This window comes from Pseudomonas sp. PDM03, from assembly GCF_014852385.1.
In the GTDB taxonomy this organism is placed as follows: Bacteria; Pseudomonadota; Gammaproteobacteria; order Pseudomonadales; family Pseudomonadaceae; genus Aquipseudomonas; species Aquipseudomonas migulae.
Genome location: NZ_JACVBM010000001.1, coordinates 183,221 through 204,213 on the forward strand (window position 1 = coordinate 183,221; position 20,993 = coordinate 204,213).

General features: G+C 60.4%; 19 protein-coding genes. 13 read left to right on the plus strand and 6 right to left on the minus strand.

What is annotated here, in order from left to right; genetic code table 11:
• Genes aguB through IB254_RS00845 form a run of 4 tightly spaced genes read left to right on the plus strand, consistent with a single transcriptional unit; the run spans position 1 to position 3,656 of the window.
• Entirely contained in the window at positions 1-909 is a 909-nt protein-coding gene (gene aguB / locus IB254_RS00830; protein ID WP_192415793.1) for an N-carbamoylputrescine amidase, read from the plus strand.
• A 1-nt stretch (position 910) separates the two neighbouring features.
• Positions 911-2,008, plus strand: a complete 1,098-nt coding sequence (locus IB254_RS00835) for an extracellular solute-binding protein (protein ID WP_192415795.1) — start codon at positions 911-913, stop codon at positions 2,006-2,008.
• 23 nt (positions 2,009-2,031) lie between these two features.
• Positions 2,032-3,156 (plus strand): agmatine/peptidylarginine deiminase, encoded by a 1,125-nt coding sequence (locus IB254_RS00840; protein ID WP_192415797.1) that lies wholly within the window; start codon positions 2,032-2,034, stop codon positions 3,154-3,156.
• A 41-nt stretch (positions 3,157-3,197) separates the two neighbouring features.
• Positions 3,198-3,656, plus strand: a complete 459-nt coding sequence (locus IB254_RS00845) for a metallophosphoesterase family protein (protein WP_192415799.1) — start codon at positions 3,198-3,200, stop codon at positions 3,654-3,656.
• Between the two features lie 811 nt (positions 3,657-4,467).
• Here IB254_RS00845 and IB254_RS00850 read toward each other — a convergent pair.
• Positions 4,468-5,352: a LysR substrate-binding domain-containing protein gene (locus IB254_RS00850; protein WP_192228267.1), complete on the minus strand. Its 885-nt coding sequence runs from the start codon at positions 5,350-5,352 to the stop codon at positions 4,468-4,470.
• A gap of 156 nt (positions 5,353-5,508) precedes the next feature.
• On the opposite strand from IB254_RS00850, the gene IB254_RS00855 reads away from it, so the two are divergent.
• Positions 5,509-8,532 (plus strand): FAD-binding and (Fe-S)-binding domain-containing protein, encoded by a 3,024-nt coding sequence (locus IB254_RS00855; protein WP_192415802.1) that lies wholly within the window; start codon positions 5,509-5,511, stop codon positions 8,530-8,532.
• A 32-nt stretch (positions 8,533-8,564) separates the two neighbouring features.
• Here IB254_RS00855 and IB254_RS00860 read toward each other — a convergent pair whose 3' ends face one another.
• Positions 8,565-9,458 carry an AraC family transcriptional regulator gene (locus tag IB254_RS00860; RefSeq protein ID WP_192415804.1) on the minus strand — a complete coding sequence of 298 codons (894 nt, stop codon included), beginning with the start codon at positions 9,456-9,458 and terminating at the stop codon, positions 8,565-8,567.
• Between the two features lie 136 nt (positions 9,459-9,594).
• On the opposite strand from IB254_RS00860, the gene IB254_RS00865 reads away from it, so the two are divergent.
• Genes IB254_RS00865 through IB254_RS00875 form a run of 3 tightly spaced genes read left to right on the plus strand, consistent with a single transcriptional unit; the run spans position 9,595 to position 11,730 of the window.
• Complete coding sequence (locus tag IB254_RS00865) at positions 9,595-10,338, plus strand: SDR family NAD(P)-dependent oxidoreductase (RefSeq protein ID WP_192415806.1); 744 nt, start codon at positions 9,595-9,597, stop codon at positions 10,336-10,338.
• Between the two features lie 16 nt (positions 10,339-10,354).
• Complete coding sequence (locus IB254_RS00870) at positions 10,355-10,756, plus strand: VOC family protein (protein WP_192415808.1); 402 nt, start codon at positions 10,355-10,357, stop codon at positions 10,754-10,756.
• Positions 10,753-11,730 carry a saccharopine dehydrogenase family protein gene (locus tag IB254_RS00875; RefSeq protein ID WP_192415810.1) on the plus strand — a complete coding sequence of 326 codons (978 nt, stop codon included), beginning with the start codon at positions 10,753-10,755 and terminating at the stop codon, positions 11,728-11,730. Before IB254_RS00870 ends, IB254_RS00875 begins: the two co-directional genes overlap by 4 nt.
• Positions 11,731-11,739: 9 nt before the next feature.
• Here the strand turns inward: IB254_RS00875 and IB254_RS00880 are convergent, their stop codons facing one another.
• Positions 11,740-12,147 carry a winged helix-turn-helix transcriptional regulator gene (locus IB254_RS00880; protein WP_192415813.1) on the minus strand — a complete coding sequence of 136 codons (408 nt, stop codon included), beginning with the start codon at positions 12,145-12,147 and terminating at the stop codon, positions 11,740-11,742.
• A gap of 94 nt (positions 12,148-12,241) precedes the next feature.
• Here IB254_RS00880 and IB254_RS00885 point away from each other — a divergent pair, with 94 nt between their 5' ends.
• Positions 12,242-12,706 (plus strand): nuclear transport factor 2 family protein, encoded by a 465-nt coding sequence (locus IB254_RS00885; RefSeq protein ID WP_192415815.1) that lies wholly within the window; start codon positions 12,242-12,244, stop codon positions 12,704-12,706.
• A 67-nt stretch (positions 12,707-12,773) separates the two neighbouring features.
• On the opposite strand, the gene IB254_RS00890 is transcribed toward IB254_RS00885, so the two are convergent.
• Positions 12,774-13,376 carry a TetR/AcrR family transcriptional regulator gene (locus IB254_RS00890; RefSeq protein ID WP_192415817.1) on the minus strand — a complete coding sequence of 201 codons (603 nt, stop codon included), beginning with the start codon at positions 13,374-13,376 and terminating at the stop codon, positions 12,774-12,776.
• A 172-nt stretch (positions 13,377-13,548) separates the two neighbouring features.
• Here IB254_RS00890 and IB254_RS00895 point away from each other — a divergent pair, with 172 nt between their 5' ends.
• The 4 genes from IB254_RS00895 (at position 13,549) to IB254_RS00910 (ending at position 19,833) form a co-directional block, all read left to right on the plus strand.
• Positions 13,549-13,827, plus strand: a complete 279-nt coding sequence (locus IB254_RS00895) for a LysR family transcriptional regulator (RefSeq protein ID WP_192415819.1) — start codon at positions 13,549-13,551, stop codon at positions 13,825-13,827.
• Positions 13,828-13,967: 140 nt separating this feature from the next.
• Entirely contained in the window at positions 13,968-15,212 is a 1,245-nt protein-coding gene (mexE, locus tag IB254_RS00900) for a multidrug efflux RND transporter periplasmic adaptor subunit MexE (protein ID WP_192415821.1), read from the plus strand.
• Between the two features lie 11 nt (positions 15,213-15,223).
• On the plus strand, positions 15,224-18,418 hold the full coding sequence (locus IB254_RS00905) for an efflux RND transporter permease subunit (RefSeq protein ID WP_192415823.1): 3,195 nt from the start codon (positions 15,224-15,226) through the stop codon (positions 18,416-18,418).
• On the plus strand, positions 18,415-19,833 hold the full coding sequence (locus IB254_RS00910) for an efflux transporter outer membrane subunit (RefSeq protein ID WP_192415825.1): 1,419 nt from the start codon (positions 18,415-18,417) through the stop codon (positions 19,831-19,833). Before IB254_RS00905 ends, IB254_RS00910 begins: the two co-directional genes overlap by 4 nt.
• A 66-nt stretch (positions 19,834-19,899) precedes the next feature.
• Here the strand turns inward: IB254_RS00910 and IB254_RS00915 are convergent, their stop codons facing one another.
• Both IB254_RS00915 and IB254_RS00920 read right to left on the minus strand, forming a co-directional pair.
• Positions 19,900-20,496: a cytochrome c3 family protein gene (locus IB254_RS00915; RefSeq protein ID WP_192228260.1), complete on the minus strand. Its 597-nt coding sequence runs from the start codon at positions 20,494-20,496 to the stop codon at positions 19,900-19,902.
• A gap of 9 nt (positions 20,497-20,505) precedes the next feature.
• Positions 20,506-20,991, minus strand: a complete 486-nt coding sequence (locus IB254_RS00920) for a nitrate reductase cytochrome c-type subunit (protein ID WP_192415827.1) — start codon at positions 20,989-20,991, stop codon at positions 20,506-20,508.
• Between the last annotated feature and the right edge of the window lie 2 nt (positions 20,992-20,993).

Genomic DNA, 20,993 nt, shown 5'->3' on the forward strand with positions numbered 1-20,993 from the left:
ATGACCCTATTGACGATTGCCACCACCCAAATGCCCTGCACCTGGGACTTGCCGCACAACCTCGACCTTGCCGAGCAGTTGGTTCGCGAGGCCGCGGCGAAGGGTGCTCAAGTCATCCTGTTGCAGGAGCTGTTTGCCACGCCGTATTTCTGCATAGAGCAAAGCCACAAACACTTGGCACTGGCCGAAGAATATCAATACAGCCGTGTACTCAAACGCTTTGCCGCGTTGGCCAAGGAGTTGGGCGTGGTGCTGCCGCTGAGCTGGTTCGAGAAGGCCGGCAATGCCTATTTCAACTCTCTGAGCGTGGCCGATGCCGACGGACGCTTGTTGGGCGTGTATCGCAAGACTCACATCCCCAACGCCATCGGTTATCAGGAGAAGGAGTACTTCAGCCCCGGCGATACCGGTTTCCGGGTCTGGGACACCGCGTTCGGGCGCCTCGGTGTGGGGATCTGCTGGGATCAGTGGTTCCCCGAGACCGCGCGTTGCCTGGCGTTGATGGGCGCTGAAGTCTTGCTGTTTCCCACCGCCATCGGTTCTGAACCTGGCTGCGCCGATCTGGATTCCCGTGATCACTGGCAGATGACCATGCGTGGCCATGCGGCCGCGAACATCCTGCCGGTGGTGGCCGCCAATCGCGTCGGCCGAGAAGCGGCGACCACCGATCCGAGCTTGCAAATGAACTTCTATGGCTCGTCGTTCATCTGCAATCACAAGGGCAAATTGCTCGCCGAGGCCGACCGTGACAGCACCGGCGTGCTGGTGCACAGCCTGGACTTGAGCGCCATGCGCGAAGAGCGCCTGAGCTGGGGCATCTACCGCGACCGTCGCCCTGAGATGTACGGGGCGCTGTTGAGTCAGGACGGTCGTCACCTTCATGCACGCTGGAACACTCAAGGAGTTTGATATGGGCATTGCGCACACGTTGTTGCTCGGCACCTTGGGGTTGGCACTGGCCTCGTCGTCGCTGCACGCCGAAGAGAAAACCCTCAGGCTGTACAACTGGGCCGATTATTTCGCCGAGGACACGCTGGCGAAATTCACCGCTGAAACCGGGATCAAAGTGATCTATGACGTCATGGATGGCAGCGAAACGCTGGAAGCCAAGATGCTCGCCGGTGGCAGCGGTTATGACCTGATCTTCCCTGGCGACACGGTGGCCGAACGCTTGATGCGCGCCGGCAGCCTGCTGCCGCTGGACCGCAGCAAACTCACCGCGCTGGACGACATCGAGCCCGGATTGCAGAAACTGCGCAGGCAGTATGAAACCTCGAGTCAGGCCACCGTGCCTTACACGTGGGGCACCATCGGCCTGACCTACAATGATGAGCAGATCAAACAGCGCTTGCCCGATGCTCCGGTCAACAGCCTCGATATGTTGTTCAAGCCGGAACTGGCCGGCAAATTTGCCGACTGCGGTATTTCGATGATCGACTCACCGGATGAAGTGCTCGCCGTGGTGCTCAATTACCTCGGTCGGGAACCGCGCAGCGCCAGGCCCGAAGACCTCGCGGCGGCGAGTGAATTGCTGATGAAACTGCGGCCACACATTCGCAAGTTCCAGTCGCAACCAGTGACCGATCTGGTGAACGGCAACCTGTGCGTGTCGCTCGGTTACAGCGGCGACATGACCCAGGCGCAACGGACGTCAGACAGCGCCGGCAAAAGCACTCGATTCGAGTACCGCATCCCTCGTGAAGGCACCACCGTGTGGATGGACACCATGGCGATTCCGGTCGATGCGAAACATCCGGAGTACGCTTATGCGTTCATCAACTTCGTCATGCGACCACAGAACATGGCCGACATCAGTAACTTCACCGGCTACCCGACCTCCAACGCCAAGGCGCGGCCGAGCGTCGATGCGACAATGCGCAACAACCCGGACATTTACCTCGATGAGGCCACCTATGCGCGGCTGATTCCGGGCAAGGACATCCCCCAATCCGATATGCGCGCGCGGATGCGCACCTGGACCAAGTTCAAGACGGCCACAGCGAAATGAGTTCACTTTCCAAGGATCAATACATGTCGACGCGTCGCGAGTTCATCAAGCAGGTTTCGGTCGTGGCGGGGATGGGGGCGGTTGCCTCCATCGGTTTCGGCCTGACGCCTTTGTCCGCGCACGCAGCCACCCAAGTCGGTTGGCGCATGCCGGATGAGGGCGATCGCCACGAGCAAGCCTTCATTGCTTTTGGTGCGCAAGAGGCGATCTGGGAGGATTTCACCGCCGACGTGCAAGCGGCCATCGGCCTGATTGCGCGCACCATCGCCCGCCATGAACCGGTTACCGTTTTCTGTCGTGAGCATGAGCGGAGCCTGGCCGAAGAGCATTGCGGCAAGAGCAACATCACCTATGTCGTCACCGAACTCGACGACATCTGGATGCGCGACATCGGCGCCAACTTCGTCATTGATGACAAGGGCGTACTTGGCGCCGTGGATTTCAACTTCAATGGCTGGGGCAACAAACAGCAGCACAGCGAAGATGCGCAACTGGCGGCAAAGGTAGCCGACGCCACGGATGCGCGTTACCTGCGCAGCGAGCTGGTGGGCGAGGGCGGCGGCATCGAAGTGGATGGCCACGGCACCGGGATCATGACCGAGAGCAGCTGGATCAATAAAAATCGCAACCCGGACTGGAGCAAGGCCGAGGTCGAGGAAGAACTGAAAGCCCGCTTGGGCCTGCGCAAAATCATTTGGCTGCCGGGCATCAAGGGCAAGGACATCACCGATGCCCATGTCGATTTCTACGCGCGTTTCGTCAAGCCTGGCGTGGTGATCGCCAACCTCGACAACGACCCTGAGTCATACGATTACAAGGTCACGCGGGCTCATCTGGACATTCTGAAAAATGCCACGGATGCTGATGGCCGCAAGCTGCAGGTCTATACCGTGTCGCCGCCGCTCAATCCACGAAAGAGCAGGTTCAACCGCAACAACCCGGACTTTGCAGCGGGCTATATCAACTACTTCGTGATCAACGACGCGGTGATTGCTCCGGAGTTTGGTGACAAGGTGGCAGATGCCAAAGCCTTTGATCTGTTGTCCGGGCTCTATCCGGATCGAGAGGTGGTGCAGCTCAACATCGACGCGATCTCGGCCGGAGGTGGCGGTATTCATTGTGTGACCAGTCATCAGCCGTTGGTTTAGTCTGCGATGCTCCACTGCTTGAGCCTGGTCGGGAGCTTTGTATGAAGGTTGGCGTGATTTCCGATACCCATGGACTGCTCCGCCCTGAGGCCCTTGCGGCTTTGGAGGGGTGTGAGCGGATCATTCATGCGGGCGACATCGGTAGCTCCGAAATCCTTGAGCAGCTGGGGGCAATCGCCCCACTGCACTTCGTGCGCGGGAACAATGATCTTGATGCTCCCTGGGCAAAGGATCTTGAAGATTGCCTGCGTTTCGACCTTAACGGGTGGGAGGCGTTGCTGGTGCATGACCTCGCCGATGTCCCGGCCGTGCTTGATGCCGGTATAAAACTGGTGATCACCGGCCATTCGCACAAGCCGTGCATCGAATGGCGCGGTGAAGTGCTTTATCTCAATCCGGGCAGTGCGGGGCGCAGGCGCTTCAAGTTGCCGGTAACGTTGGCGTTGCTGGAGGTATTCGAGACTGCAATAGAGCCACGCCTGGTTTCGCTGTTGGAGTGAAGTGCGCGAAGCAAAAACGGCTCGTTTACAGGATTGGGTGAGGCCCGGTCTTGCGTACACCGCTGCACTGTAGGAGCTGGCTTGCCAGCGATGGACTCACAGGCGCCGCGTTTATTCTGTAGAAACGCTTAATCGTCAACGACCATCGCCGGCAAGCCGGCTCCTACAGGATTGGGGTGAGGCTGGGTCTTGTGCGCGCCGCTGCACTGTAGGAGCTGGCTTGCCAGCGATGGACTCACAGGCGCCGCGTTTATTCTGTAGAAACACTTAATCGTTAACGACCATCGCCGGCAAGCCGGCTCCTACAGGGTTCAGGTGAGGCTCGGTCTTGCGTACACCGCTGCACTGTAGGAGCTGGCTTGCCAGCGATGGACTCACAGGCGCCGCGTTTATTCTGTAGAAACGCTTAATCGTCAACGACCATCGCCGGCAAGCCGGCTCCTACAGGGTTTGGGGGAGGCTGGGTCTTGTGTACGCCGCTGCACTGTAGGAGCCAGTTTGCTGGCGATGGACTCACAGGCGCCGCGTTTATTCTGTAGAAACGCTTAATCGTTAACGACCATCGCCGGCAAGCCGGCTCCTACAGGATTGGGGTGAGGCTGGGTCTTGTGTGCGCCGCTGCACTGTAGGAGCTGGCTTGCCAGCGATGGACTCACAGGCGCCGCGTTTATTCTGTAGAAACGCTTAATCGTTAACGAGCATCGCCGGCAAGCCGGCTCCTACAGGGGGAGGCCGGGTCTTGTGTGCGCCGCTGCACTGTAGGAGCCGGCTTGCTGGCGATGCAGACGACGCGGTGTATCGGCGGACGCCGTCATATTTGCGCCAGCAACCAGGTACGGAACGCGATCAGCGACGGCAGCCGTTCGTTACGCGGTGGATAGGTCAGGTAGTAACTGCGCTGACTGGCGAAGGGTTGGTCCAGGCTGATCAGCTCGCCGTTGGCCAGCTCGTCGGTCACCAGGATGCGCGGCACCAGACCGATACCAATGCCTGCTCTCACGGCCTGGATCAAGTGTGAAGTGAGTTCGAAACTCGGCCCCAGCCGCATCATTCGATGGGGCAGGCCGTGGTGGCTGAACCACTCGCCCCAGACGTTGGCGTTGTTCGCGACGTTGAGCAGCGTCTGTCCGCCGATGCGTTCCGGGGTCCAGGCGTCATGGGCCTCGGCCGCTTCTGGAGAAATGATCACCATCAACTCTTCCGTGTGCAGGCGATGGCTGATCAGGCCCGGCGAGTCGGCCGTGCCAACGACGATCGCGGCATCGATGCCACTGGTTTCGAAGTCGATGGCTTCGATCCGGGAGTTGATGTGCACCAACATGCCGGGATGGGTTTTGTAGAAGTCATGAAGACGCGGCAACAACCACTTCGAACCGAACGTGGGCAATGTGGCCAGGCGCAAAGTGCCGCTGCCTGACTGATAAGCCAGCGCCTGCAATGTGGCGCTGCGGATGCGCCCGAGCGCGTCGCTCATTTCCCGCTGGTAAAGACGACCGACGTCGGTCAATTGCACCTGCCGACCTTCTCGACGAAACAGCGTCAGGCCCAGTTGCTGCTCCAGCGCCTGGACTTGCCGGCTGACGGCGCTTTGGGTCAGTGACAGCTCCAGCGCAGCGCGGGTATAGCTTTCATGCCGGGCGGCGGCTTCAAACGCCAGCAGCAAGGACATGGAAGGGGTGAGATGGCGGTAATTCATTCGTAAAAGTCATCGATAGCGGCAGGATTATCCGTTTGTTCGGCGTCGGAACCTGCAGGATCATTGGCTTGGCCGACGACCTGAGGCTGACCTATTAATGCTCAGGCGACAAGTATTTTGATTTCCGTGATTAGACCTACAAGAGATTTTCCAGCGATGATCGCCCAGTTGCCTACCGCTGCACCCGCCGCACAGTACCCGGAATTCCTCCAGGCCTTGCGTGCCGCCGGTTTCCGCGGTCAGCTCAGTGCCGACTACGCCACCCGCACCGTGCTGGCGACCGACAACTCGATTTACCAGCGTCTGCCGCAAGCGGCGGTGTTCCCACTGGATGCAGACGACATCGTGTGCATCGCGACGTTGATGGCCGAACCGCGCTTTCGCCAGATCAAGCTGACCCCACGTGGCGGCGGCACCGGCACCAACGGCCAGTCGTTGACCGACGGCATCGTGGTTGACCTGTCGCGACACATGAACACCATCCTCGAAATCAACGTCGCCGAACGTTGGGTGCGGGTGCAGGCCGGCGTGGTCAAAGACCAGCTCAATGCCGCGCTCAAACCCCATGGACTGTTCTTCGCCCCGGAGCTGTCGACGTCCAACCGGGCCACCGTTGGCGGCATGATCAACACGGACGCCAGCGGCCAGGGCAGTTGCACCTACGGCAAGACCCGCGATCACGTGCTGGAACTGCACAGCGTACTGCTCGGCGGTGAGCGCCTGCACAGCCAGCCGCTGTCCGACGCACAGCTGGAAGCTGCGTGTGCGCAACCCGGCCGCATCGGTGAGGTGTACCGCACCGCACGGCAGGTCCAGGAAACCCAGGCCGAGCTGATCGAGGCGGTGTTCCCCAAACTCAATCGCTGCCTGACCGGTTACGACCTGGCGCACCTGCGCGACGAGCAGGGGCGTTTCAACCTCAATAGCGTGCTGTGCGGTGCGGAAGGTTCGTTGAGTTACCTCGTCGAAGCCAAGCTCAACGTGCTGCCGATTCCCAAGTATTCGGTGCTGGTGAACGTGCGCTACAGCAGCTTCATGGATGCGCTGCGCGATGCCAATGCATTGCTGGCGCACAAGCCGCTGTCCATCGAAACCGTGGACTCCAAAGTGTTGCTGCTGGCGATGAAAGACATCGTCTGGCACAGCGTCGCCGAGTATTTTCCGACGGATGCCGAGCGCCCGACGCTGGGTATCAACCTGGTTGAATTCAGCGGCGAAGACCTGTCGGAGGTGAACGCTCGCGTGGCGTCGTTCGTGACGCATTTGCAGGCCGATACGACGATCGAACGGCTGGGGCACACGCTGGCCGAAGGCGCTGAAGCGGTGACCCGTGTCTACACCATGCGTAAACGCTCTGTCGGGTTATTGGGCAACGTCGAAGGCGAAGTCCGCCCGCAGCCGTTTGTTGAAGACACCGCCGTACCGCCTGAGAAACTGGCCGACTACATCACCGAGTTCCGCGCATTGCTAGACAGCCATGGCCTGGCGTACGGCATGTTCGGCCACGTCGATGCCGGCGTGTTGCATGTGCGTCCGGCGCTGGACATGAAAGACCCGAAGCAGGCCGCGCTGGTCAAGCCGATTTCCGATGCCGTGGCCGAGCTGACCCGGCGTTATGGCGGGCTGTTGTGGGGCGAGCATGGCAAGGGTTTGCGCTCGGAATATGTCCCCGATTTTTTTGGCGAACTGTACCCGGCGCTGCAATCGCTCAAGGGCGCGTTCGACCCGCACAATCAGCTCAACCCCGGCAAGATCTGCACGCCGCCGGATGCGGCCCAAGGCTTGCTCAAGGTCAACGAAGTGACGCTGCGCGGTGATCTGGATCGGCAAATCGACGAGCGTGTGTGGCAAAGTTTCGGCAGCGCCGTGCACTGCAACGGCAACGGCGCTTGCTACAACTATGACCCCAACGATGCGATGTGCCCGTCGTGGAAAGCCACCCGGGAACGCCAGCATTCGCCGAAGGGCAGGGCGTCATTGATTCGCGAGTGGTTGCGTCTGCAAGGCGCAGCCAATATTGATGTGTTGCAAGCGGCCCGGGGCAAGTTGACGTGGTTGAGCGGGTTGCCGGCGCGGCTGCGCAACAACTTGGCGCGCTCGCGCGGCGAGGCTGATTTCTCCCATGAGGTGTACGACGCCATGGCCGGCTGCCTGGCCTGCAAATCCTGCGCGGGACAATGCCCGGTCAAGGTCAATGTCCCGGAATTCCGCTCGCGTTTTCTCGAGCTGTATCACGGTCGCTATCAACGGCCGATGCGCGATTATCTGATCGGTTCGCTGGAGTTCACCATTCCCTACATGGCGTACGCGCCGGGCCTGTACAACGCGGTGATGGGTTCGAAATGGGTGAGTCGTTTGCTGGAGCGACACGTCGGCATGCTCGACAGTCCGCTGATCCACCGCTTCGACCTGCAGACCACGTTGACCCGCTGCAAAGTCGCTGTCGCCAGCGTGCCCGCCCTGCGCGAACTGACTGCCGCACAACGTGAGCGAAGCGTGGTGTTGGTGCAGGACGCCTTCACCCGCTACTTTGAAACGCCGCTGTTGGCGAGCTATATCCAGTTGGCGCATCAGTTGGGCTACCGCGTGTTTCTGGCGCCCTACAGTGCCAACGGCAAGCCTTTGCACGTGCAGGGTTTCCTCGGTGCATTCGCCAAAGCGGCGATCCGCAACGCCAATCAGCTCAAGGCCCTGGCCGACTGTGGCGTGCCGTTGGTTGGCCTGGACCCGGCGATGACGCTGGTCTATCGCCAGGAATATCAGAAAGTGCCAGGCCTCGACGGCTGCCCGAAAGTCCTGCTGCCCCAGGAGTGGCTGGTTGATGTGTTGCCTGAAAGGTCCCGTCACGCTGATCAGACGTTCCGTTTGATGGCGCACTGCACCGAGAAGACCAACGTCCCGGCCAGCACATCGCAATGGGAAACCGTGTTTGCCAGGCTTGGGCTGAAGCTGGTGACCGAGGCAACCGGCTGTTGCGGCATGTCGGGCACCTACGGCCATGAAGCGCGTAACCAGGAGACCTCACGGACTATCTTCGAGCAATCATGGGCGGGCAAGCTGGAGAAGGCGGGTGAAGCGCTGGCGACGGGGTATTCGTGCCGCAGCCAGGTCAAGCGCCTGGCCAGCAAGCAACTGCGTCACCCGCTGGAGGTGGTGTTGGAGCATGTGCTCGTTGAGTGAAGGGGGATTGCGTCGTCCGTTGGATGGCCGGGTTACCGCTCACGTCCTCGAGTCTCGGCCAGAATGCGAGCGGTATCCCGCGCCGGCGGCAATCCGAATACGCGGGCGTAATCACGGCTGAATTGAGTGGCGCTTTCGTAGCCGACATCGAATGCCGCACTCGTGACGCTCTTTGCACTGGACACCAGCAGCGTGCGTGCCTGAAGCAATCGCACGCGCTTTTGGTACTGCAAGGGGCTCAACGTCGTCACCGCCTTGAAGTGACGGTGAAAGGCAGACACGCTCATCGCCGCCTTCTGCGCCAGTGCCTCCACTCGAATGGGCTCTGCGAAATACTGCCGAATCCACTGGATGGCCAGGCTTACCCGTGCCATCGCGGTATCCGGTGCCGCAATTTCACGCAGCATCCAGCCATGAGGACCTTGCAGCACGCGGTACAGGATCTCCCGTTCGTAAACGGGAGCGAGCGCTGCAATCTCCTCGGGGCTTTCCATCAGTCGCAGCATGCGAACCCATGCATCCATCAGTTGCGGAGTGACGGCGGCCACTGAAAATCCCGGGTCGTTCTCGTAACGTCCAACGGGTTTTGGCAGGTCGGCCAGCAGCGTCGAGAGCACCATCGGGTCAAGTGTCAGGTTGACCGCAAGATAGGGCTCGCCCGAGACCGCCGGGTGCACGCTTCCCACCGCAGGCAATTCGATGGACATCACAAAATACGTCGCCGGGTCGTAGTGCAGCGTGCGATCGCCGACGGTCATCGATTTGCTGCCCTGGAGGATCAGGTTGATCATCGGATCGTAGACAGCAGCGAGCATGTGTTCGGGAATTTCGCCCTGGACCATGGCCACGCGCGGGATACCCGTTTCAGTGCGACGGTTCTCGGCCTTTGACGCCAACGCCCGAAGTTCGATCAGTTGTGTGTTCATGGGCGCATGCTGATCTGCGGGACACACGGGCGCAAGTAAAAAGCAGAAACAGGCAGGAATCGGGCAGGAACGGCTGCGTGCTCGACGTGGGTCATGGTTACTGTGGTCGCTCTTCTCATCGACAGCGGAGCATCACATGGGCGTTATCGTCATCACCGGAGGCAGCCGTGGCATCGGCGCCAGCACCGCCGAACAGTGTGCGCGGCAGGGCATGGGCGTCATCCTCACCTATAAGACTAATGGGCAGGCCGCACAGTCTGTTGCAAGTCGCATCGAGCTGGCGGGTGGCAAGGCGGTGGCGCTGGAACTGGATGTCGCCGATGTCAGTAGCTTTGGGATATTTCGTACGGCTGTCGTGCAGGCATTGCGGGTGACCTGGGGCGTGAGCACCCTGAGTGGTCTGGTCAACAACGCGGGCCACGGCTTGTTCAATCCGCTTGAGTCGGTCACTGAATCACAGTTCGACAGTTTGCTGAACGTCCACCTCAAGGGCCCGTTCTTCCTCACCCAAGCCTTGCTCCCATTGATGGAGGAAGGCGCCGGCATCGTCAATCTGACCAGTGCGACCACCCGCGTGGCGACGGCGGGCGTGGCACCTTACGCCGCCTTCAAGGGTGGGCTGGACGTGCTCACCCGGTACATGGCCAAGGAATTCGGCGCCCGCCGCATTCGGGCCAATGCCGTCTCGCCCGGTGCGATCCGAACCGAGTTGGGTGGTGGCTTGAATGACGAGTTCGAGGCGTTGCTGGCCTCGCAAACGGCGCTTGGCCGGGTGGGCGAACCGCAAGACGTGGCGCGGGTGATCGCCATGCTCCTGTCGGAAGAAGGACGCTGGATCAATGCCCAGACTATCGAAGTCGCCGGCGGCTACATCATCTGAACAGGGGGACTGATACATGCTTGATCACATCTTCATTTGCGTCACTGATATCGAGCGCTCGATCCGGTTCTACGACGCCGCACTCACGCCGCTTGGTATTACTGCGAGGCTCGATTTCGACGGCAAGGACGGTCCGCCGGGTCATCCGGACCTCAAGGGTTTCGGCGCCAACGGACGGATGTTTTTCTGGTTGCGCGAGGGTGTCGTCGAAGGGAGGGCGGTGCACGTGGGGTTCGTGGCGAGCAGCAAAGCCGAGGTCGACGCAGCTTACGCCGCCGCCATGAAGCATGGCGCAATCGACAATGGCGCACCCGGCGCACGCCTGCATTACGACCCGAACTATTACGCGGCCAACGTCCTTGACCCGGACGGTTACAGCCTCGAATTTGTCTACAAGAACTGGCAGCACACTCAATGAAAAAATTAATGATCTACGGCGCGACCGGTTATACCGGACGCATGGCTGCCGAGCATGCCAAGGCGCTGGGGCTGGACGTTGTGATCGCTGGGCGCAATGCCGACAGATTGATGCCGCTCGCTGCGCAACTGGACGTTACTTACCGGGTCTTTGCGCCCGACATGCTGACAGTGCAATCCCTGGAAGGTATTGGCGTGCTGCTGAATTTCGCCGGGCCTTTTGCACAGACAGCGGGGCCATTGATGCTGGCCTGTATCGAGGCAGGGGTCGATTATCTGGATATCACGGCCGAGATCAATGTCTATCGGCTGGCGGAACGGCTTGGCGTGCAAGCTGCCGAGGCGGACGTGATGCTGTTGCCCGGAGTGGGCTGGGACGTGGTGCCGACAGACTGCCTGGCGATGCATGTCGCTCGCCGTGTGCAGGATCCGCAGTCACTGCGGGTGGCGCTTCAGGTCGCAGGCTCCATGTCACGCGGATCAGCCTTGAGTGTCAGCGAGATCATTGGCGCGGGCCTGTTGGCGCGTGTCGGCGGTGAACTGGTTTCGACCCCCGATGCACAACCGGAACACTTCGACTTCGGCGATGGCCCGGTGCTGTGTGCGCCGCTGTCGTTCGGTGACCTGGTTACCGGGTGGCACTCCACCGGCATCCCCGATATAGCCATGTTCGTGCACATCACGGGTGATGCTTTCCCCGAAGGCGATCTGTCTCAACTTCCCGATGGCCCGAGTGCACAGCAGCGTGAAGCTCATCGAGCCCGGGCAGTCGCCGAAGTCACCGGTGCGGATGGCAGAGTTGCACGTTCGGTCATAGAGACCGTCAACGGATACACCTACACGCCGTTGGCGGCGGTGGAGGCTGCGCGTCGGGTATTGAATAACGAACGGCGACCGGGCTTCGAAACGCCGGCACGACTGCTCGGGATGGGCTTCGCGCAGACGATCGCCGGGACGACGATCAGTGATTTTTAGAATCGCGGTTCATTGCAACTCGATCTCACGTTCATCGAACGCTGTCTGTGCCTGCATGACGGCATCCAGGTGATTGAACGTCCAGAGATACAACGCGCGGAACGGTTCTTCCAGCGTGCGCCCCAATGGCGTGATGCTGTATTCCACCGCGATCTGCGAGGACGGGATCACCCGCCGGGCAAGGATGCCGTTGCGCTCCAGGCGACGCAGGGTCTGCGTCAGCGCCTTTTGGGTAATTCCGTCCAGGCAGCGCTTGAGTTCATTGAAGCGCAGCGGTTTCTCGCACAGCGCGGCGAGTATCAGTACCGACCATTTATCAGCGATCTGATCCAGCAGGAATCGGCTGGAACAATCGACGCCTTTATTTCCGGAGTCGGGTTCGTCTTGAGCCCGCTTCCGACCGCCATTTTCGAGCATGGGGTTTCCTCCGATATACCTGATGACTTCAAAGTGCGTAATTGATATCTGGTATACGAAAGATACCATGCGAGCTCATTTCGAGGAGTCACCCATGTCATTCACAAACCCGACGGAAACCGCAGACAAACTGGCTGTGGTCGAGACCCTTTACCGATTCGCCGCGGGCATCGACCTGCGTGACAGAGATTTGCTGGCGTCAGCTTTCGTCGAAAACGCGGTCTCCGACTTCCGGCCTGCCGCGGCAAAAGCCGGTTTCGATTATCCGGTGCTGGAAGGCCGGGAGTTGATCGTCGCAGCGCTGTCCGATTCGCTCGCCCAAATCGACACGACGCATTCGGTGAGCAATCCCCGGGTCAGCGTCGAAGGTGACAAGGCGCATCTGGAAGCGATCGTTGAAGCACAACACCTGCCTCAAAACGATCACTCGCGCCATTACCTGATGAAAAACCGCTACGACGTCGAACTGGTGCGGCGGGGTGCGGTTTGGCTTATTGAGCGTGTCACTGTCGACAATGTCTGGCGCACGGGGGATCCGGGTGTTCTCTCGGGCGTTTAGACACTCGGGTTAGCGGTTGAAAACCAGGGCCTTCCAAGGGACTGACCGGCCTCTACTGGCAGTACATTCAATTTTCATCCTCTGAACGAGGTTTGACTGCCAGCCCTTCTTTTTCAGGAGCAGCAGGCCAGGCACTGATCACCGATTGCAGAAACTGCCCGGACAACTCCGGGTTGTCTAGCGCCCTGGCAATCAGCATCGCCCCGGCTATCGATGACAGGATGCGCAGCGATTCCTGATACTTCTCCTCGTCACTTTCCCCCTCGACCAGCACCATCAGCGTTTCGATCAAACGCTCGACGCCTTTGGTGAAGGAGTTGCTGACGGTCCCGCCGGCGCGGGCAACATCGGCGCCCAGTGCCGGGATGGGGCAGCCCTCGGTCCAGTTATCCAGATGCCCTTGCGTCAGGTAACCCTTGATGAGTTCGGGAATGGATTTGGCGTCCTGCCAGTCCTGGATATTGGACTCGAACGTGCGGGTGACGGCTTCTGAAGCCAACTGCTCCTTGCCGCCCGGAAACTGTCCGTAAAAGCCGCCATGGGTCAGGCCCACGGAACGGGACAGTTCACCAATGCCGATGCCGTCGATTCCCTTTTCCCGATACAGCCGGGACGCGGCCGTGAGGATCGCCTCTTTGTTCGCGGCGGCCTGGTCTTTCGTGACTTTCATGAGACTGCTCCTGTCGCCAGGTCGGCATCGCTTGGGAAAAGCTGTGCTGAGAGGCTGGTATTGATGATGCGCGTCATATAAAGTCGCTGCAATGGCTTTTCCGGTATCGACTCAAGTCTGGCGGATTCCCCGCCTGTGGCTCAAGTCAAAAATCTCTACGTGGACCTGCCCCATGAATCGTAATGATCTGCACAGTATCGATCTGAATCTGCTGGTGGTATTCGACACGCTGATTCAGGAACGAAACCTCACCCGTACCGCTGAGAAACTGTCGCTGGGCCAGCCCGCCATCAGCGCGGCGCTGGTGCGTTTGCGCAAGTTGTTCAACGACCCTTTGTTTGAGCGCATCGGTCGCCGGATGGTGCCCACCCCACGGGCATTGAGTGCGGCGCAGACGCTGGGGCCGGCGCTGGATTGCGTGTGTTCGGCAATCGCTCACAAGAGGGGTTAACCGGGTCGACCCCTTTTTTTGCTCTTAAACATGACGGCTATCATTAATGATGATAGCCAACTTCACTCCGTTCGATTCGTCGTGACCTCGCGCGAGGCCGAGAATCCGCAAAATCCCAAACCGTCTGGCGGACACCCCCCATGGAACAGTCACTCAAACCTTTGCGTTATCCCCTGGCTGCGTTGGCGCTGCTGATGCTTACCGCGTGTGAACGCACACCCAGCGCCGCACAGGCTCCGGGGGCGCCGCACGTTACCGTTGCCAAAGTGCTCGAGCAGCCCATTACCGAGTGGGATGAAGTCACCGCTCGCCTGGAAGCACCGGAAACCGTCGAGGTTCGTCCACGGGTGTCGGGCCAGATTGAACGTGTAGCCTTTGCCGACGGCGTGTTGGTGAAGAAGGGCGACTTGCTGTTTCAGATTGACCCTCGGCCGTTCGAACATGAGGTGCATCGCATCGAGGCGCAGCTGCAACAGGCACGTGCAACGCTGGTGCGCACCGGCAACGAAGCGCAGCGCGGCCAACGTCTATTGAGCAGCAACGCGATCTCCGCAGAGCTCGCCGACACCCGCACGACCACGGCGCAAGAAGCCAGGGCCGGTGTCGATGCCATTCAGGCGCAGCTGGATCTGGCGCGTTTGAACCTCAGCTTCACCCGCGTTACCGCGCCGATCACCGGCCGCGTCAGCCGTGCGGAAATCACCGCCGGCAACATCGTGACCGCCGACACTACAGCGCTGACCAGCGTGGTCTCCACGGACAAGGTCTACGCCTATTTCGATGCGGACGAGCGCATGTTCCTCAAGTACAGCCTGCTTTCCCGCCAGGGTCAGCGCGGTCAAGCCACGCCGGTGTACATGGGCCTGTCGAACGAGGAGGGCAACAGCCACCTCGGGCAGATGAACTTCGTCGACAACCAGGTCAATCCGAAAACCGGCACCATCCGTGGTCGCGCGGTGTTCGACAACACGGACGGCCAGTACACGCCCGGTCTGTATGCCCGGTTGAAACTGGTGGGCAGCGCCGCCTATCCCGGCCTATTGATCAAGGACGAAGCGGTGGGCACCGACCTCGGCAAAAAATTCGTGCTGGTGGTCGATCAGGACAACAAGGCCGTGTATCGCAGCGTCGATCTGGGGCCGAAACTGGAAGGCTTGCGCATCGTGCGCAGCGGCTTGCAGAAAGAAGATCGCATCGTCATCAACGGCTTGCAGCGCGTGCGGCCCGGTGCAGTGATCGACCCGCAGGATGCGCCGATGGCCAGCCCGGAAACCGTCGCCACACTGGCTCGCCAGCGTCAGGCCATCGAAGCCTCCAATCAGCCGGCTGCCGCTAAATCACCTGCCCTGGTGAAAGCGGATTCTGCCACTGCACCTCGCGGATAAGGAGCACCGACATGAAGTTCTCCCAGTTCTTTATCACGCGGCCGATCTTCGCGGCGGTGCTGTCGCTGCTGATCCTGATCGCCGGCGCGATCTCGCTGTTCCAGTTGCCGATCAGTGAATATCCGGAAGTGGTTCCACCGACCGTTGTCGTTCACGCCAACTACCCGGGCGCCAACCCGAAAGTCATCGGCGAAACCGTGGCAGCCCCTTTGGAGCAAGCCATCACCGGTGTCGAGAACATGCTGTACATGTCCTCGCAATCCACGGCTGACGGCCGGCTCACCCTGACCGTGACCTTCGCGTTGGGCACCGACCTGGACAACGCCCAGGTGCAGGTGCAGAACCGCGTGACCCGTACCGAGCCCAAGCTGCCCGAGGAAGTGACGCGTATCGGTATCACCGTCGACAAGGCGTCTCCCGAGCTGACGTTGCTGGTGCATTTGATCTCTCCCGATAAACGCTACGACATGCTCTACCTGTCCAACTACGCGATCCTCAACGTCAAGGACGAGCTGTCACGTTTGGAAGGGATCGGCGATGTGAAGATGTTCGGCATTGGCGATTACTCGCTGCGTATCTGGCTCGATCCGGACAAAACTGCCTCGCGCAATCTGACTGCCACTGATGTGGTTACTGCGGTGCGTGAACAGAACCGTCAAGTCGCCGCCGGCCAACTGGGTTCGCCGCCTGCGCCGAATGCCACCAGCTTTCAGATGTCGATCAACTCCCAAGGGCGGTTGGTCAGCGAAGAAGAGTTTGAAAACGTGATCGTGCGCAGTGGCCCGAACGGCGAAATCACGCGCCTGAAGGACATTGCCCGGATCGAACTGGGTTCCAACCAGTACGCCTTGCGCGCCTTGCTCAACAACCAGGAAGCGGTGGCGATGCCGATCTTCCAGCGGCCGGGTTCCAACGCTATCGACGTCTCCGATCAGGTGCGGGCGAAGATGGCCGAGCTGAAGAAGAACTTCCCGGAAGGCATGGATTACGAGATCGTTTACGACCCGACGATTTTCGTCCGCAGCTCGATTGAGGCGGTGGTGCACACGCTGTTCGAAGCACTGATTCTCGTGGTGCTGGTCGTTATCCTGTTCCTGCAAACCTGGCGCGCTTCGATCATTCCTTTGGTGGCCGTGCCGGTGTCGCTGATCGGTACGTTTGCCGTGATGCATCTGCTCGGATTTTCGCTCAATGCGCTGTCGCTGTTCGGTCTGGTACTCGCCATCGGGATCGTGGTCGACGATGCCATTGTGGTGGTGGAGAACGTCGAACGAAACATTGAATCCGGACTGGAGCCGGTCGAAGCGACCAAGAAAGCCATGGGCGAAGTGACCGGGCCGATCATCGCCACGGCGCTGGTGCTGTGCGCGGTGTTCGTGCCAGCCGCGTTCATCTCCGGGCTGACAGGGCAGTTCTACAAACAGTTCGCGTTGACCATCGCGATCTCCACGGTGATCTCGGCGTTCAACTCCCTGACTCTGTCACCGGCGTTGGCGGCGGTGTTGCTCAAGGCCCATGGTGCACCGAAAGACCGGTTCTCCAGAGTGCTGGATCGTTTGCTTGGTGGCTGGCTGTTCAAACCGTTCAACCGTTTCTTCGAAAAGGCCAGTCACGGCTACATGGTTGCCGTGGCCAAAGTCATTCGTGGCAGCAGCGTAGCGTTGTTGGTATACGCCGGTCTGATCGCCATGACCTGGATGGGTTTCAGCACCACGCCGACTGGCTTCGTGCCGACCCAGGACAAAAAGTACCTGGTGACCTTCGCGCAACTGCCGGACGCCGCGAGTCTCGACCGCACCGAATCGGTGATCCGTCGCATGAGCACCATCGCCATGAACGAGCCGGGTTTCGACAGTGCCGTGGCATTCCCGGGCCTTTCAATCAACGGCTTCACCAACAGCCCGAACGCCGGTATTGCGTTCATCGGCTTGAGTTCGTTTGAAGAGCGTAAAGACCCGAGCCTGTCTGCCAAGGCGATTTCCGCCTCGCTCAACGGCAAGTTCGGCGGCATTCAGGACGCCTACATCGCTGTGTTCCCGCCACCGCCGGTACAAGGCCTGGGCACCATCGGTGGCTTCCGCCTGCAGATCGAAGACCGTGGCAACCTGGGCTACGACGAGCTGTACAAAGAGACGATGAATATCATCGCCAAGAGCCGTAGCACGCCGGAGCTGGCCAACCTGTTCACCAGCTACACCGTCAACGTGCCGCAGGTCGAAGCCGCCATTGACCGGAAAAAAGCCAAGACTCACGGGGTGAAGATCAACGATATTTTCGACACCTTGCAGGTCTACCTGGGCTCGCTGTACGCCAACGACTTCAACCGTTTTGGCCGGACCTATCAGGTCAACGTGCAGGCCGAGCAGCAGTTCCGCCAGGAGCCTGAACAGATCGGTCAGTTGAAGGTGCGCAATGATCGCGGCGAAATGATTCCGCTCGCCACGTTCGTCAAGGTCAGCCCGACGTCAGGCCCTGACCGGGTCTCGCACTACAACGGTTTCCTCACCGCAGAAATCAACGGCAGCGCCGCCCCCGGCTACAGCTCCGGACAGGCACAAGCCGCGATTGAAAAGTTGCTCAAGGAAGAGTTGCCCAACGGCATGACGTACGAGTGGACCGACCTGACCTACCAACAAATCCTGTCGGGCAACACGGCGCTTCTGGTGTTCCCGCTCTGTGTGCTGTTGGCGTTCCTGGTGCTGGCGGCGCTGTATGAAAGCTGGAGCCTGCCATTGGCGGTGATCCTGATTGTGCCGATGACCCTGCTGTCGGCGATTGCCGGGGTGATCATTTCCAAGGGCGACAACAACATCTTCACCCAGATCGGCCTGATCGTGTTGGTCGGCCTGGCCTGCAAAAACGCGATCCTGATCGTCGAGTTCGCCAAGGATAAACAGGACCAGGGCATGTCGCCGCTGGATGCAGTGCTGGACGCTTGCCGCATGCGTCTGCGGCCGATTCTGATGACGTCCTTCGCGTTCATCATGGGGGTGATTCCGCTGGTGACGTCCACGGGTGCCGGCTCGGAAATGCGCCGTGCGATGGGCGTCGCGGTGTTCTCCGGAATGCTCGGCGTGACCTTCTTCGGGTTGCTGCTGACGCCCGTGTTCTTCGTGCTGATTCGTCGCTACATCGAGCGCAAAAACGCGCGCAAGGTCACCAAGGTTCATCAGGCAAACGCACTCAATCAGGAGGCACATTCATGAACACCTTGAAGCTATTTTTACCCAGCCTCCTGGTCGTCGCGCTCGGCGCCTGCACGGTAGGCCCGGACTACAAAACGCCTGACACCGCGCCCGCCAACGTCGTGTCTGCCCAAGGCAGTGCCTACGATCAATCGCGTTTTGAAACGGTGTGGTGGCAACAGTTTGATGACCCCACGCTCAATCAGTTGGTGAGCAAATCCCTGGAAGGCAACCGCGACCTGCGCGTCGCGTTTGCCCGCTGGAAAGCGGCCCGGGCGATTCGTGATGACGTCAGCAATGACAATTTGCCGGTTGTCACCAGCCGCGTCAGCAGCCAGCAGGGCAAGTCGCAAGTGCCTGGCCTGACCGAAAGCCGCGTCAATATCGAACGCTACGATCTGGGTCTCGACATGGCATGGGAAGTCGATCTGTTCGGCCGGATCCAGCGTCAACTGGAATCCAGCAGCGCCCAGGAAGATGCTGCTGCCGCAGACTTGTACCAGCTTCGCGTGACAATGACCGCCGAGCTGGTGGATGCCTACGGCCAATTGCGCGGCGCGCAGTTGCGGGAAAAAATTGCCCTGGCCAACCTGAAAAATCAGCAGGATTCGCGCAGCGTGACGGTCAGCCTGCGCGATGCCGGCGTGGGCAATGAGCTCGACGTGGTGCGTGCCGACGCACGTTTGGCGGCTGTCGAGGCGACGGTTCCGCAACTGCAAGCGGAACAGGTGCGGCAGAAAAACCGCATCGCCACGCTGTTGGGTGAACGCCCGGATACGTTGAGCGTGTCGTTGAGCCCTGCGCAGTTGCCCGCCATCGCCAAAGCGTTGCCGATCGGTGATCCCGCCGAGCTGCTGCGTCGGCGTCCCGATGTGCTGGCCGCCGAGCGCAGACTGGCGTCCTCCACGGCGGAAATCGGCGTGGCCACCGCCGACCTGTTCCCGAGAGTGAGCTTGAGCGGCTTCCTCGGTTTCACCGCTGGCCGTGGATCGCAGATTGGTTCCAGCGCCGCCAGAGCCTGGGGATTGGGACCGAGCATTACCTGGGCAGCTTTTGACCTGGGCAGTGTGCGAGCGCGCATCCGGGGTGCCGACGCGAATGCCGAAGGCGCCTTGGCCACCTACGAACAGCAAGTGCTGCTGGCGCTGGAAGAGTCGGAAAACGCCTTCAGCGACTACGGCAAACGCCAGCAGCGGCTGCTGTCATTGATCCGGCAAAGCGAGTCGAGCCGAGCGGCTGCAGACCTTGCGGCGATTCAGTACAAGGAAGGCACGGTGGATTATCTGGTGTTGCTGGATGCGCAGCGTGAACGCCTGAACGCCGAGGATGCGCAGGCGCTGGGTGAGATTGATCAGTACCGGGGCATCGTCGCGATCTATAAGGCGTTGGGAGGAGGGTGGGACAGTGTCGGCAAAAAAGTGGTAGCCACGAACTGATGCTGGCGTGAGATCTGTCGCCCTACGCTGATGGTGTGGGGCGGCCGGTCGGATATTGCGGATGCATCACCATCCTTTCACTCCACTCATATCGGGCAACTTGTGCGCAATGCCCTTGTGGCAGTCGATGCAAGTGGCCTCGCCATTGGCCAATGCGGTGGAGTGCATGGCCGCAGCGCGTTTGCCCTGGCGGGTAAAGTCCATGAACTCAAAGTTGTGGCAGTTGCGACATTCGCGCGAGTCGTTGGCCTTGAGCCTGGCCCATTCATGTTCCGCCAGTTCACGGCGCAAGGTGAGGAATTTGTCGCGGGTGTCGATGGTGCCGAACAGCTTGCCCCAGACTTCCTTCGATGCCTGCATCTTGCGCGCGATCTTGTGCGTCCACTCATGGGGGACGTGGCAGTCCGGGCAACTGGCGCGCACACCGGAACGGTTGGTGTAGTGAATGGTGTCCTGCAACTCGACATAAACGTTGTCGCGCATCTCGTGGCAGGAAATGCAGAACTTCTCGGTGTTGGTCAGCTCCAGCGCTGTGTTGAAACCGCCCCAGAAAATGATCCCGGCGATAAAGCCGCCCAGTGTCAGAAACCCCAGGCTGAAGTAAACGCTGGGTCGACAGAGGATGCCCCAATAATCCTTAAGCAGGGCGAACAGTGCTTTCATGGCGCCTCCTCAAGGTTTTTGCGCGGCGTTGGCATCGTCTTGCAGGATTTTGTCGATGGTTTCAAAGGTGTTGCCCACCAGCGGCAGTACCTCTTTTTGCGGCACGTGGCACTGAGTACAGAAATAGCGCCGGGGCGAGACCGCCGCCAGCGCCTGACCGTCACGGTCCATGTAGTGGGTGATGCTGATCATCGTCGCTTGGGTGCGCGCGCTACTGGCCCGGCTGTGGCACGTCAGGCATTTGTTGCCGTTCTTGTCGATCTGGTACCCGCGAATGCTGTGGGGAATGGTCGGCGGCTGGTCAGGATAGTTGCGCTCGCGCTTCAGGTCCTTGTTTTCATCGTTGGCAATCGGTGGCGCGGGCATGCTCCGGGTGAGGGTGCCGCCGGGGCGGCGACCGTCGGGGCCGGGCGCATCCAGCGGGTAATCGACCTCGGCGGCGAGCACCATGCCCATTGCGGCAAGCAGTACCAGGGGCAGGATTCGAAAAGTCATGA

What these genes read in the sequence shown, in the direction of transcription:
- IB254_RS00910 (WP_192415825.1), top strand. Translation starts at nt 18,415, where the DNA reads ATGAACACCTTGAAGCTATTTTTACCCAGCCTCCTGGTCGTCGCGCTC.
- IB254_RS00905 (WP_192415823.1), top strand. Translation starts at nt 15,224, where the DNA reads ATGAAGTTCTCCCAGTTCTTTATCACGCGGCCGATCTTCGCGGCGGTG.
- IB254_RS00850 (WP_192228267.1), bottom strand. Translation starts at nt 5,352, where the DNA reads ATGAATTACCGCCATCTCACCCCTTCCATGTCCTTGCTGCTGGCGTTT.
- IB254_RS00920 (WP_192415827.1), bottom strand. Translation starts at nt 20,991, where the DNA reads ATGACTTTTCGAATCCTGCCCCTGGTACTGCTTGCCGCAATGGGCATG.
- IB254_RS00860 (WP_192415804.1), bottom strand. Translation starts at nt 9,458, where the DNA reads ATGAACACACAACTGATCGAACTTCGGGCGTTGGCGTCAAAGGCCGAG.
- IB254_RS00875 (WP_192415810.1), top strand. Translation starts at nt 10,753, where the DNA reads ATGAAAAAATTAATGATCTACGGCGCGACCGGTTATACCGGACGCATG.
- IB254_RS00895 (WP_192415819.1), top strand. Translation starts at nt 13,549, where the DNA reads ATGAATCGTAATGATCTGCACAGTATCGATCTGAATCTGCTGGTGGTA.
- IB254_RS00915 (WP_192228260.1), bottom strand. Translation starts at nt 20,496, where the DNA reads ATGAAAGCACTGTTCGCCCTGCTTAAGGATTATTGGGGCATCCTCTGT.
- IB254_RS00890 (WP_192415817.1), bottom strand. Translation starts at nt 13,376, where the DNA reads ATGAAAGTCACGAAAGACCAGGCCGCCGCGAACAAAGAGGCGATCCTC.
- mexE (WP_192415821.1), top strand. Translation starts at nt 13,968, where the DNA reads ATGGAACAGTCACTCAAACCTTTGCGTTATCCCCTGGCTGCGTTGGCG.
- IB254_RS00885 (WP_192415815.1), top strand. Translation starts at nt 12,242, where the DNA reads ATGTCATTCACAAACCCGACGGAAACCGCAGACAAACTGGCTGTGGTC.
- aguB (WP_192415793.1), top strand. Translation starts at nt 1, where the DNA reads ATGACCCTATTGACGATTGCCACCACCCAAATGCCCTGCACCTGGGAC.
- IB254_RS00855 (WP_192415802.1), top strand. Translation starts at nt 5,509, where the DNA reads ATGATCGCCCAGTTGCCTACCGCTGCACCCGCCGCACAGTACCCGGAA.
- IB254_RS00835 (WP_192415795.1), top strand. Translation starts at nt 911, where the DNA reads ATGGGCATTGCGCACACGTTGTTGCTCGGCACCTTGGGGTTGGCACTG.
- IB254_RS00845 (WP_192415799.1), top strand. Translation starts at nt 3,198, where the DNA reads ATGAAGGTTGGCGTGATTTCCGATACCCATGGACTGCTCCGCCCTGAG.
- IB254_RS00840 (WP_192415797.1), top strand. Translation starts at nt 2,032, where the DNA reads ATGTCGACGCGTCGCGAGTTCATCAAGCAGGTTTCGGTCGTGGCGGGG.
- IB254_RS00865 (WP_192415806.1), top strand. Translation starts at nt 9,595, where the DNA reads ATGGGCGTTATCGTCATCACCGGAGGCAGCCGTGGCATCGGCGCCAGC.
- IB254_RS00870 (WP_192415808.1), top strand. Translation starts at nt 10,355, where the DNA reads ATGCTTGATCACATCTTCATTTGCGTCACTGATATCGAGCGCTCGATC.
- IB254_RS00880 (WP_192415813.1), bottom strand. Translation starts at nt 12,147, where the DNA reads ATGCTCGAAAATGGCGGTCGGAAGCGGGCTCAAGACGAACCCGACTCC.